Source organism: Treponema sp. Marseille-Q4523, assembly GCF_016901105.1.
Classification (GTDB): domain Bacteria; phylum Spirochaetota; class Spirochaetia; order Treponematales; family Treponemataceae; genus Treponema_D.
Genome location: NZ_JAFEVM010000033.1, coordinates 19,875 through 31,478, shown reverse-complemented (window position 1 = coordinate 31,478; position 11,604 = coordinate 19,875). Strand labels below are relative to the sequence as shown.

Here is an 11,604-nt window from a genome sequence, read left to right as displayed (position 1 = left end):
ATTAATACCATTTCATTATTTTCATTTTCGAAAACAAAAGTCTCTACATCTTCTTTCGGATAAGCGTATTGATCATAATAATCATCATCACCATAAACAATATTTTTTTTCACGGCTATTATATGATTTCCATTCGGCTTACTGTTCATGGATTTTACATAAGATTTTGTATTATGCAATGTTTCAATAAATTCTTTTGGAAGATATGTTCCAATATATTGTTCTTCCATTTCTACAGCGCACCAAGAATTATCATAAGTAGGAGTACTTTGTTTTTTTTGTTTACAACTTAAAATTAAAGGCAAACATAATATAAATACATAAATATTTTTCATTTTTTTATCCCCTGATGTAAAAACCGGCTGCACTCGAAGCGCTTCAAACGCCGCATACAAGCGCCTCTTTATCACTTCTAAGTTCAATTCATTTTTATAAGAATTTAACAACAATTTTGATGATCAAAACCATTGCTAAAATAATATAAAAAGTCCACTTAAATTTTGATTTGAATTTTACGTTAGTTTTCGGCGTTTCAACAGAGACCGTCTCTCGCTTAAAAGTTCCGATTCTATGTGCAATGTTTTCCAATTCCGCTTTCAAATTTTCAGAATCATGAAAACAATTCCAATTTATATAAAAACGTCTTATCCCCCTGAAATAAAAAGTTATAGAATCAGCGGTTTCTTTATATTTTTTAAAATCCGCGAAATTTACCGCAGTGACAGCTATTGAATTTTTTAAGATGGCATAATTTTCCCGTATGGATAATTCCCACATTTCCAGTTTCGATGAAGCTATTTTAGTTCCAATAAATGCAGAAATGAAAAATATAATAAAAAGAAATAAACATGAAAAAAGAACTATGTAAATATCGAAAGGTCGTATCGTTTCAAATCCGTCTGTTAATACAAACCCCATCCTTACACCCATAAAAATTGCGGCGGGAATAAGGATGGGAAAAAACAGTTTCAACACTTGACGAAAATAAAAACTTTCAAATTCTTTCTTTTTTTCAAGATTGATTTTATAAACCATTTTCTATCGCCCTTGCGGCGCTGCACTCCGCAAGTACCGCGTGCGCCGCACGCCGACGGCGGGTGCCGTTCAAGCACCCGCACGAACGGCAAGCTTTATTTTCCTTTACGCGATTTTCCCGCACCTCTTTTTACGGCGGGCTTTTTCGCTTTCGCTGCGCCCTTTTTCGAAGCGGACGATTTCCCGCCGCTTTGTTTTGCAGGTGATTTCCCGCGCCGCGCGGTTTCCTTTTTTGCCGCAGATTTTTTTACCGTCGATTTTTTTTCAGCCGTTTTAAGCGTACCGCTTTTTACCGCGCGTTCCGCCTGAGCGTTTTTTTTCATCGCGCTCTTTTTGACGCTCTTCGTTTCGGAAAGCGATGCCGTTTTCCCGTTTCCCGCAAATGCGTGCTGCATGACTTCTTCGGCGCGAGTTACGGGTATAAACGTAATACCCGCTTTTACGTGATCGGGAATATCAGAGAGATCGCGTACGTTCGCTTTCGGGATCAAAATCGTTTTGATCCCGTTCCGCCTGGCCGCGACCGTTTTTTCACGAAGCCCGCCGATCGGCAAAACCTGCCCCGTAAGCGAAAGCTCGCCCGTCATCGCAAGATGTCCCTTGATAATTTTTCCGCTGAGCAGCGACATGAACGCCGTCGCCATCGTAATGCCGGCGGACGGACCGTCCTTTTTGACCGCGCCTTCGGGAATATGCAGGTGGATCACATTTTTTTCAAACCAGTCTTCGCTCTTTATCTTTTTCGAAAGCACTTGCGCTTTTACCCAGTTGATCGCGATCTGTGCGCTTTCTTTCATTACATCGCCCATCTGACCGGTGAGCTGCAGTCCGCCCTTTGCACTCGGATACGCAATGCTTTCGATGAGCAGCGTATCGCCGCCCATGCTCGTCCACGCCAAACCGATCGCCGTTCCCGCGATGTCCGCTTTTTTGATTTCGCTTTCATCGAAGACGGGTTTGCCGAGATATTTGTCCAAGGCTTTCGCATCGATCGTATATTTTTTCGTTCGGTCGACGAAATCGACGGCTGAAACTTTTTCGCTTTCGCGCTTTACCGAAACGAGTTTGTCGATTTCCGCCTGCGTGAGATTTTTATTTTTCTTTACGAGCAGATCGATATCGTTCTGCGAAAGCTTCCAGCGGGAATCCACGAGCGAGTCGATTTCCGACTGCGTCAAATCCCGGTTCGCTTTGACGAGTTTGTCGATTTCCGACTGTGTGAGCACGTGTTCGCCCTGCGCCTTTTTTGCAGCCAGTTCGGCTTCCTTTGCTTTTTTCGCTTTCGCCGCCGCTTCTTCCGCTTTTTTCTCCGCTTCGTTCATAAGTTCTGTAACGATTTTGCGGTGGATCTTATCGACGCTCTTTTCGTAATTGCGCACTCCGGCTTCGCGCGCGTACTCTTCGGCGATCATCAAAAGCGCTTCTTTCGTATACTGCACTTGATTTTTTTCAAGTCCGTTTTTATTAAGATTTTTCGGAATGAGATAACGCTTTGCGATTTCGATTTTTTCCTGATCGATATAGCCCGGCAGCTGAATGACTTCGGCGCGGTCGAGCAGCGGTTCGGGGATCGAATCGAGCGTATTCGCGGTAAGGATAAAAAATATGTCGGAGATGTCGAACGGCAAATCGAGGTAGTTGTCGCGGAAACCGACGTTCTGTTCGGGATCGAGCACTTCGAGCAGCGCACTCGCGGGATCTCCCTGATAACTCTGTCCCATCTTATCGATTTCGTCGATCATAAAAACGGGAGCGCGCGTTTTCGTCGTACGCAAACCTTGTATGATTTTTCCGGGCAGCGCACCGATATAAGTTCTGCGGTGTCCTTTGATCTCGGCTTCATCGCGAAGACCGCCGACGGAAAATCGATAGAAAGGTTTATGCATCGCATCCGCGACCGAATGCCCGATGCTCGTTTTGCCGACGCCGGGAGGACCTACGAGCAGCAGTATGCTGCCCTTTGCATCCTGCTTGAGTTTTCGAACCGATAAAAATTCCATGATGCGTTTTTTTACGTCGTCAAGACCGAAGTGATCGCGCTCGAGAATTTTTTTCGCTTCGTCGAGACTGTAATTTTCCGCAGGCTTGTCGTTCCACGGAAGCTGCGTGACGAGTTCGAGAAAATTCCGCGTACCGATGTATTCGGCGGAGTTCGGATCCATGAGATTGAATTTTTCGAGTTCGTTGTCGACCGTCTCTTTTATCTCGCCTTCGAAATGAAATTCTTCCGCTTTCTTTTTAAATTTTTGATAATCGGTCGCGTTGCCTTCGGCGTCCGTGCCGAGCTCTTCCTGGATCGACTTCAACTCTTCGCGGAGGAAATATTCGCGCTGATTTTTTTCGACACGTTCGTTGAGTTCGTTTTGAATTTTTTTCTGAACGCGTAAAAGCTCCTGCTCTTTTTTAATATAGATGAGCACCTGCTCCATACGCCGGCGCACGTTTACCGTTTCGAGCACTTTTTGCTGATCGGCTTTATCGATGTTGAGAATGGATGCGATAAAATCGGCGATCTTTCCGGGATGATCGATGTTCACCATATTCAAGCGCATCTCTTCGGAAAAGAGCGGATTGTTTTCGGACACTTCTTTCATTTCGCTTAAAAGCGCTCGCGTGAGCGCTTTTACTTCAAACGTGTCGTCTTCTTCATCGTCAAGGTAATCGACCGCAGCCGCCATCGGCGTAGTTGCGTGCAGCGCTTTTCGAATGCGGAAGCGTTTGAGTGTCGAAATAAATACGTTGAGCCCGCCGTCGGGCAAATTGATTTTTTTAATAATGCGCGCGATCGTACCGACTTCGTACAGATCGGATACCGACGGATTTTCCGTTTCGTTTTTCAACATGACGATGCCGATATAGCCGTCGCCCGAGCACACTTCTTCGATCACTTTCGTATCGTCGGAAGAGTTGATCATAAGAGGCGTAAAGATGCCCGGAAAAATCGGACGCCCCTGCAGCGGAATGAGCAAAAGCTTTACCGGAAGCGCCTGATCCGCAGGAAGTATTTCCTTAGTTGACGACGAGTTTTTCGCAATTTTTTTGTCCGCCGTTTTATCCGTTTTTGAAGCCGCTTTCGCATCGTGAAAAGCGTTATCCAGTTCAGCCTGTGAAATCGATACCGGAGAATCGTTGTTGTCAATATCTTTCTTTGCCATAGAATAAATATACTCCCTAAATATGAAATAGTCTACGTCGGAAATTTCAGTTTCATCCGCTCCGGAAATTTATCGGTTTTTTTTCTTCGAAGCGTCGTGCGGCAAAAATCGTGCCGGCGCCAAATGCCTGTGTCCGATTTGGAAAAGCAGCTGCACCGTTTTGATGATGTTGTCGCGCGACGGACCGTCGAGCTTTGCAAATGCACCGACGATCTTTGCGGAGTTTTGCCACCAATTTTTTTCGAGTTCGGAATTCGTCTTGGCGTCGGTCGCCTCAAGCACTTTAAAAAGCGTAGTGACAAAACGCGAACGCTCGGTATCGGAAAGCTCGCGGAACCACGCGTTGAACGTATCGTGGAACCATTCGCTTGCCGCATCGAAACCCGGAAGCGAAACGAAACCGTCTTTTGTCAAATGCCATGAAAACGGATCGTGCTGTCTGATGCCGGCCTGTTCGCTTTCGACGACGGTATAGGAACCCGCATGAGAAAAGAGCATACCGACAATGGAAAGCTGCGGATAGAACGAACGGATTTTCGGAGCGAGCGAGCGGAAGCAGGGAGAGGCGACGGTCTCTTCGCGGAAGCCGGGACCGTCATTGTTGTACACGCAGGAGATGCGTTTTTTGAATTTGGGGTCGATGTTTGCGGCGGCATAGATCGAAAGGTTACCGCCTTTCGAATGCCCGCCCGTGCGGAAGCGGCCGCGTATCGATTTCATCGCTTCGGTCAAATAGAAAAGCGCGTCGATTTGCGAAGGCACCGTTTCGAGTACGCCCATGTTGAAATCTTCTTTCCAGCCGATTATCGTGTCGTCGGTACCGCGGAACACGACAAAGGCATACTTGTCGCCGGTCAAAAAAGTCAGCGCGGAAAACTGTTCTTCCTTTTGCAGATCGAAGCGCGTCGTATAACCGCAGGCTTTTACGTCTCCGAAACGCTTTGAAGAAGCGGCTGCGAACAAAAGCTCGACCGTTTGAGAATTGATCATCACGCCGACTTTGCGCCGTCTCGAAAAATCCTTCGCACTTCGGAACCGCTCGGCCGCATCCTTCAGCCTTACGCATTTTTTAAAACTTTCACTTACGATGCCGCCGAAATCGAGATACGAAATCTGGCACAGAATGAGGGAATCGATATCGTTGAACGGAACGACGGAAAACGGCAAGTCGCCGCGCCACGCAATGTAATCGATAATATTTGCCATAGACCCTCGCTTATATGATTATAGCAGAAAATTATATCTTATGGTATAATTTATTTATATATTTATAACAGATCCCCGGCGGGGAAAATCAACGTTGCATAGAGGAGTATACGGATATGGAACAATACGATTCGATCGGCACACGTGCACTGGAAAGCGAAAAACGGAAATTCCTTACGCGCACGTACGGATGGATGGCGCTCGCGCTTGTCATCAGTGCGGTAAGCGCATATATTACGGCGGGAAATGAAGCGCTGCTGAAACTCCTGTTCGGCGGAAGCGGCATCGGTTTTTGGGGCGTTGCGATCGGAGAGGTGGCGCTCGTGTGGTGGCTTTCGGCATCCATCCGCAAAATCTCACCTGCTGCGGCATCGGTCGCGTTTATCGTTTATTCGGCGCTGAACGGGCTGACACTTTCATCGATCTTTCTCTACTACACCGGTACGGTGATAAGCCAAACATTCCTTGCGGCTGCGGGAATGTTCGGCGGTATGTGCTTCTACGGCGCGGTGACGAAACAAAATCTCAATTCTTTCGGACGCTATCTCATCATGGCTCTGTGGGGCATCATCATCGCTTCACTCATCAATTTATTTTTGCGCTCGTCGGGATTTTCGTGGCTCATTTCGCTCATCACCGTCGTCGTCTTCGTCGGACTTACCGCATACGATTCGCAAAAGATTTTAAGGGCGGCCGAATATTCGGACGGATCGGATACGTTCAAAAAAGCGTCGATCATCGGAGCGCTCGAACTCTACCTCGATTTTATCAATATCTTCCTCGCCCTCCTGCGCCTCTTCGGCCGCAGACGATAAAGCGCAAAAACAAAACGGCTCCTCGCGGAGCCGCGGATAAGGGGCTGTCTCAAAAGTTGGTTACTTTTTCGACAGCCCGTCGAGTTTAAAATTAAGTCTTTATATTGCAAGGACTTAATTTTAAACATCGCATATAAAATCAAGGAAGCTGTTCAAAAACTGAAGTTTTTGGACAGCCCCCGGATAAACGCACATCCGCGCGGACTGCGCCGGAGACGAACGCAAAAAAAACGCCCGCCGGTAAAAATGCGATGAGGCGAAAGAAAATTTTCTATCGCTCTACAATGCAATCCACAACACAAACTTAAAGATCGAAGAGACGGCGATCAAACCGATTGTCCTCGAACAGACGATTTACACGGGACGCTATAACGACATTTCGATGTTGTTGAACGGTAAGATTATTATCCTCGTCGAACAGCAGTCATCGATAAATGAAAATATGCCGCTGCGATTTTTGGAATACATCTGCCGCTTATATGAAAAAACCGTACCGTTTGAAATTTACGTAAAAGTGTATAATTATACATACAAACGGATAGCGGAAGCAATTCAGCTGCCGGTTGAGGAAATAGAAAAACTCTCCCGATCGGTACGTCGAAAGATGCGCATATCGCATGCGGCAGAGAGCAGAAAAAAATGACGTCGGTCATAAGTAAGCGGCTTTAAAGGCGCATCATTTTTGTAAGGGCGCACGATGTCGTCCGCATATACGATGCGCCTACGCCCGACCGTAGCAACGCGGAGCGGCCGCCTGAAAGGGCGGCTGGAGCGGAAGCGGAATTGCGAAGGGCGGGATCGCAAAACGGCGCCGTCCGAACAAGTATCGATAAGGAAAGCAGGCTACAGGATATAAGCCCTTGTAAAATCGGACGTCATCCGAACACGGCTCGCCCTTATTGATTTTGCTCCGCCGCTTTTTGAACGGCTGCGCGATCGGGTACCCACGGATATGTTTTTTTGAGCGCGCTTGTTGCAAGGATGGTATCTCCTCCGTATTTCTGCAGGGCTGCGAGCGCGTCTGATTTGAACGCTGCGGTGTCGACGGGCACATCGTCCTCGTCCTCTTCGATTTCGGTGACAGCCCATCTGTTCTTTTTATACGTCAGCCTTACCGTATCGCGATTGCGCTCTACGATAAAATCGCCCGTTTCGCCGTCCGTGCGCACGGTGTAATACTCCGCCGTATGCGCCGCTTGAGCGCCGTCGTCGAGCGGTGCGCCTCCTTCGCTTCTTACCGGCGTTCTCTTTTCGCTCCGTTCGGGTACGCGGACTTCAAGTGAGCTTTCTTTGCCGTCGAGCGTAAAAGAAGTAATGCCGTATACGTCCCGCCTTGCCTCCACATTTTCCTCCGAAAGGGAGGCGAACCACGCTTCGGGTGTGACGATGCCGTTTTTCGGATCGTAGGCGCTCCTCGTTTTATTTATGACATAGATACCGCCGACGATATCGCCGTAGCGCTTGGACACTTTGCCCGAAGACATCGCGCCGACGAGTTCGACGTTTTGCGTGTGTATCGCTTCGTAAAAAGCTTCGGCGACTTCAAAGGACGTAAGGCCGACGGCGGACGGACGGTGTCGGGCATTGCGTACCGCGCTGAAAGCGAAAAATGCGATAAGGGCCGAAGCTGCAAAACAGACCGCGATCGTTCCCGCGTTGCGTCTGAACGCGCGTCGAGCACTTATGCTTCTTTTTTTCGATTTATAATACGATGCGACCTTTGCGTCGAATTCGCTTTGGGGAAGGGCGGCCGGGTGCGGCACTTCTTTCAGCGTGCCGTCATCGATCCCGAGTTCGGCATAAAAAGCTTGAAGCGGAAAGGGTTTTTCTTTTTGCCCGTCCGCCGTATGCAACGATTCCGCCGCGCCGTGCACACCGTGTGATCCGTGTGCATTTTTCCTTTCCGCTTCTACAGTGCGCGACGGAAGTTCAAGCGCGGCATCGACGCTTTCGGCAAGAGACGCATCGACTCCGTTTATGACGTGCTCGAGCTTCATATAATTTTTATCGTATTCGTCGGTGCTCCGCGCGCTCTCATCGCTTTTGTCGTAAGGCATACGCTTTGCAAGGGCGCGGTAGGCGATAACCGCCTGCGTAAAAGAAAGGGAGCCGCGCCTTTCGGATAGCGCTTTGCTTATCCAAAAGCCCTGCAGTTTTGCATAGGATGCGCCGCCGGTCGCGCACGCTTTATCGAAGAGCGCTTGGGGCAAAAAAAGGAGCGCAGGTTTTTCTGCAAACCAGGGTGCAGCCTTTACGTAAATGCCGCCCGCACCGATGTTTTCGATTTTTACGTTTTCTTTTTTCGCCTCTTCGATCACGCATACCGCCGCATAGGATGCGGCCGTTGCCGCATAGCGCTCGGCCTCTCCGCCTCTTTCCGCCCTCAAAAATATTTCCGCAAGAGAGAACATTTCCTCTTCTTCGCCGAACCGCCCGCAAAGGTGTACGTGCGCGCCATCTCCGTCTCCGATCGTTTTGACGCCGTCGAACTTCCATTCGGAAAACGAAAAGGTCATATCGGATCCGAATTTTTTGTCCGCGAAAGCTGCGATACCCGATTCGGAAAGCAAATTTGAAAGACGGGTTTTGGCAAATGCCGATTCGTTTAATCCCGTATCGAATATAATTTCACTCATATTGTTGATTATTAATTTTTATCGTCTGCCTTCGGGCGAATACAAATATCGGAAGTAATCCATATTCGTGCTGTACGTCGCATCGCGGCCTTTTAGCGTATTCGCATACGATTCCATGCTTTTCCAAAACGCGTAAAATTCCGGATCGCGGTTGTACGCTTCGGCGTAAATACGCGCCGCTTCCGCGTCCGCCTGTCCTTTGATCTCTTCGGCGCGGCGATACGCATCGGAAGAAATCGTGCGTTTTTCGTTTTCGAGCCGCCCGATCCATCCCGTTTTTTTCGCTTCTCCGAGCGAGCGGTATGCCTGCGCCACTTGGCTGCGGTCTTTTATCATGCGGTTGTATACGCTTTCGGTGAGTTCGTCCGAATATTTTATTTGCCGCGGTACGATGTCGATAACCGTGATGCCGTAATCCGAAACGAGGGCGTTTGCGGCGGCGGTCATTTTTTCGCAGAGCGCGCCCCGTCCGTGCACGACCGCTTCGATCGTCGTATTGACGTTTACAAGCGATTCGATTTCTTTTGTCTCTTCGTCTTCCGCTGCGACGGCCTTTGCCGCGCGCTCGTTGATGATGTTCGAAGAACGCACGATTTCGCTCAATCGGTTTGCGGTGACGACCGTACGCGTTGCCGAATCGATGATGTCGCTGAGGCGGTTGCTTGCGTTTTCGATCGTTTTAAAACTCGTGTAGAACAATTTCGGATCGGCTATCTTCCAGCGGCTCGTCGTGTCGACGACGATAAATTGATTTTCCTTTGTCGGGATGCGCTGCGGATCGCCGTCGATCGAAAGGATGCGTTTCGGATACGTCGTCACCATGTCGGCTGCGGGGATTTTAAAATACAATCCCGCATCGGTGCGGACTTCGGCGATGCTTCCGAATCTCGTGACGATCGCCTGATTTCCCTCTCTGACGATATAGAGCGGGCCGGACGCGAAGAAGAAAATTAATAAAAATAAAAAAACGACGAGGAGCGGTACGATACGTTTGATCGATTTCATTGTGCGTCTCCTTCGGAAGCCGAAAGCTGTTTTATAGGCAGTACGTTTTGCAGCCTGCCGTCGATGAGCGTACTCTTCGTGTCGGAATTGAAAAGGGCGTCCATCGTTTCCAAATACATACGCTCTCTTGTGACGCGCGGCGATCGCCGGTATTCTTTGTACACGGAGTTGAATCGGGCGACGTCTCCTCTCGCGCGGTTTACGCGTTCCGCCGCATATCCCTGCGCAACCGAAATCTGTTTGTCGGCTTCACCCTGCGCTTTCGGAATTTCGGCATTGTACGCTTCTTTTCCTTCGTTGATAAATCGGTTCATATCCTGTATCGCTTTGTTGACGTCTTCGAAGGCATCCTGCACGCCCTCGGGCGGAACGATGTTTTGCAGTTTGACCGTCGTAACGTGTATGCCCAAACCGAGCTTTGCAAAATTGTCGTTCATCATATCGCGCGACTGCATTTCGATGTTCGTGCGTTCCGCGCTCATAATGTCGAGGATGGCGCGGTCGCCGACGAGCGTATTGATCACCGAGCGGGAGATGTCGCGGATCGTACGCGTGCGGTCTTCGACGTTGAACTGCCACGCTTTCGGATCGACGATGCGGTATTGAATGATCCATTCGACATCGACGATATTCAAATCTCCCGTGAGCATCGTGGATTCGGCGACGATACCGTTTTGATAGCGGCTGTTCCGCTTCATTTCGATCGTCTGAAAACCGAACTGTTCCGTCTGAACGACTTGCACCGGAATATTGTAGTTTTTGTCGATGCCGAAGGGCAGCTTGAAATGCAGACCCGGGCCGACGGTTTCGACGTATTTGCCGAATCTTGTGATGACGGCCTGCTCCGTTTCATCGACGATGTAAAAATTGCTTTTTACTGCCGACGCTCCGATAAAAAGGGCGAGCAGCAGCGCATAGGACGACGGCTTTGAAAAAAAACGCCGCGCCGATTCTTTTGTTATTTTTCCCATAGTATTCCTCACTTCAACTATACCATAAAATGACAAGCGATGATATAATCGAACATATAGTGCGGCACGTTCGTGTAAGCGTTTTTACGGGAGATTGATATGAAAGAAGAGCGCACATCGGTCGAAGAGAAAAAGCGGACTGCGCAAAGCGCGGCGAAAAAAATTATCAAAGCGGCACAGGTTCCCGTACGACGTCTTTTATTGAAAATCATCTTTGCCGCGCTTCTTTTGTGCGTACTCGGTGCGGGCGCGTATTTCGGCAGGAAAAAAATCACTGAAATAAAACTTACGAAAAAATATATGAGGATCGAACGGCAGCTCGTGCTGTGCCGCGAACTCGTTACGGTAAAGCTGCGCTACAGTGAAATCGTGAGCATAAAAAAAAGCGGTGCGCTCGGTGTGGCAAAAAGCTACAGCATCGTGAAATATTCAGGTGTGGCGCGTGCAGGTATTGCCGACGTTTCGAAGATCGCTGCGACCGTTTCGAAAGACGGAAAATCCGTTTCGATTTCGCTTCCGAAATCGGAGCTCCTCGGAAACGAAATAGCGTCGCAGGAAATCTTCGATGAAAAGCGCAGCATTTTCGTGCCGATCACGATGAAAGAAATATTCGACGGGATCGAAGAGAGCAGAGCATCCGCCGCGGAACGTCTTGTCGCCGAAGGGCTTTTGGACGACGCGGATGTGCAGGCACGGGCCGTCCTTCGCGCGTCCATGACCGCGCTCGGCTTTGAAAACGTTACGATACGCTGATGAGATGCGTGTCCGATTTTTTTGCAGG

At 48.9% G+C, this 11,604-nt stretch carries 9 protein-coding genes and 1 pseudogene; 3 read left to right on the top strand and 7 right to left on the bottom strand.

All coding sequences use genetic code 11. The features are described from left to right. From JSQ97_RS10215 to JSQ97_RS10200, 4 genes and pseudogenes are all read right to left on the bottom strand, one after another. Positions 1-422 (bottom strand): hypothetical protein (locus tag JSQ97_RS10215; protein ID WP_205075965.1); only part of this gene is annotated, 422 nt, incomplete at its 3' end. A 7-nt stretch (positions 423-429) separates the two neighbouring features. Further along, positions 430-1,035, bottom strand: coding sequence for a hypothetical protein (locus tag JSQ97_RS10210; RefSeq protein ID WP_205075964.1), 606 nt, complete (start codon positions 1,033-1,035; stop codon positions 430-432). A gap of 392 nt (positions 1,036-1,427) precedes the next feature. Beyond that, positions 1,428-4,070 (bottom strand): annotated as a pseudogene (gene lon / locus JSQ97_RS10205) (endopeptidase La); the annotation flags it as partial. Positions 4,071-4,259: 189 nt separating this feature from the next. Then, on the bottom strand, positions 4,260-5,396 hold the full coding sequence (locus tag JSQ97_RS10200; protein ID WP_205075962.1) for an Mbeg1-like protein: 1,137 nt from the start codon (positions 5,394-5,396) through the stop codon (positions 4,260-4,262). A gap of 116 nt (positions 5,397-5,512) precedes the next feature. Between JSQ97_RS10200 and JSQ97_RS10195 the strand changes: the two genes are divergently transcribed. Continuing rightward, the gene (locus tag JSQ97_RS10195; protein ID WP_205075961.1) at positions 5,513-6,211 is read left to right on the top strand and encodes a Bax inhibitor-1/YccA family protein; all 699 of its coding nucleotides are present in this window, start codon (positions 5,513-5,515) and stop codon (positions 6,209-6,211) included. Between the two features lie 382 nt (positions 6,212-6,593). Further along, on the top strand, positions 6,594-6,854 hold the full coding sequence (locus tag JSQ97_RS10190) for a hypothetical protein (RefSeq protein ID WP_205075960.1): 261 nt from the start codon (positions 6,594-6,596) through the stop codon (positions 6,852-6,854). A gap of 253 nt (positions 6,855-7,107) precedes the next feature. Here the strand turns inward: JSQ97_RS10190 and JSQ97_RS10185 are convergent, their stop codons facing one another. The 3 genes from JSQ97_RS10185 to hflK are packed head-to-tail and all read right to left on the bottom strand — an operon-like array spanning position 7,108 to position 10,823. Further along, complete coding sequence (locus JSQ97_RS10185) at positions 7,108-8,847, bottom strand: hypothetical protein (protein WP_205075959.1); 1,740 nt, start codon at positions 8,845-8,847, stop codon at positions 7,108-7,110. A gap of 18 nt (positions 8,848-8,865) precedes the next feature. Next, positions 8,866-9,852 carry a protease modulator HflC gene (gene hflC, locus JSQ97_RS10180; RefSeq protein ID WP_205075958.1) on the bottom strand — a complete coding sequence of 329 codons (987 nt, stop codon included), beginning with the start codon at positions 9,850-9,852 and terminating at the stop codon, positions 8,866-8,868. Beyond that, a complete protein-coding gene (gene hflK, locus JSQ97_RS10175) occupies positions 9,849-10,823 on the bottom strand; it encodes an FtsH protease activity modulator HflK (RefSeq protein WP_205075957.1) in 975 nt (324 codons plus the stop codon). The genes hflC and hflK overlap by 4 nt, the downstream gene beginning before the upstream one ends. Before the next feature lie 99 nt (positions 10,824-10,922). Here hflK and JSQ97_RS10170 point away from each other — a divergent pair, with 99 nt between their 5' ends. Next, the gene (locus JSQ97_RS10170; protein WP_205075956.1) at positions 10,923-11,576 is read left to right on the top strand and encodes a DUF4230 domain-containing protein; all 654 of its coding nucleotides are present in this window, start codon (positions 10,923-10,925) and stop codon (positions 11,574-11,576) included. Positions 11,577-11,604 lie beyond the last annotated feature (28 nt).

Coding starts and splice junctions, on each gene's coding strand:
- JSQ97_RS10210 (WP_205075964.1), bottom strand. CDS start 1,035: ATGGTTTATAAAATCAATCTTGAAAAAAAGAAAGAATTTGAAAGTTTT.
- JSQ97_RS10200 (WP_205075962.1), bottom strand. CDS start 5,396: ATGGCAAATATTATCGATTACATTGCGTGGCGCGGCGACTTGCCGTTT.
- JSQ97_RS10195 (WP_205075961.1), top strand. CDS start 5,513: ATGGAACAATACGATTCGATCGGCACACGTGCACTGGAAAGCGAAAAA.
- JSQ97_RS10190 (WP_205075960.1), top strand. CDS start 6,594: ATGTTGTTGAACGGTAAGATTATTATCCTCGTCGAACAGCAGTCATCG.
- JSQ97_RS10185 (WP_205075959.1), bottom strand. CDS start 8,847: ATGAGTGAAATTATATTCGATACGGGATTAAACGAATCGGCATTTGCC.
- hflC (WP_205075958.1), bottom strand. CDS start 9,852: ATGAAATCGATCAAACGTATCGTACCGCTCCTCGTCGTTTTTTTATTT.
- hflK (WP_205075957.1), bottom strand. CDS start 10,823: ATGGGAAAAATAACAAAAGAATCGGCGCGGCGTTTTTTTTCAAAGCCG.
- JSQ97_RS10170 (WP_205075956.1), top strand. CDS start 10,923: ATGAAAGAAGAGCGCACATCGGTCGAAGAGAAAAAGCGGACTGCGCAA.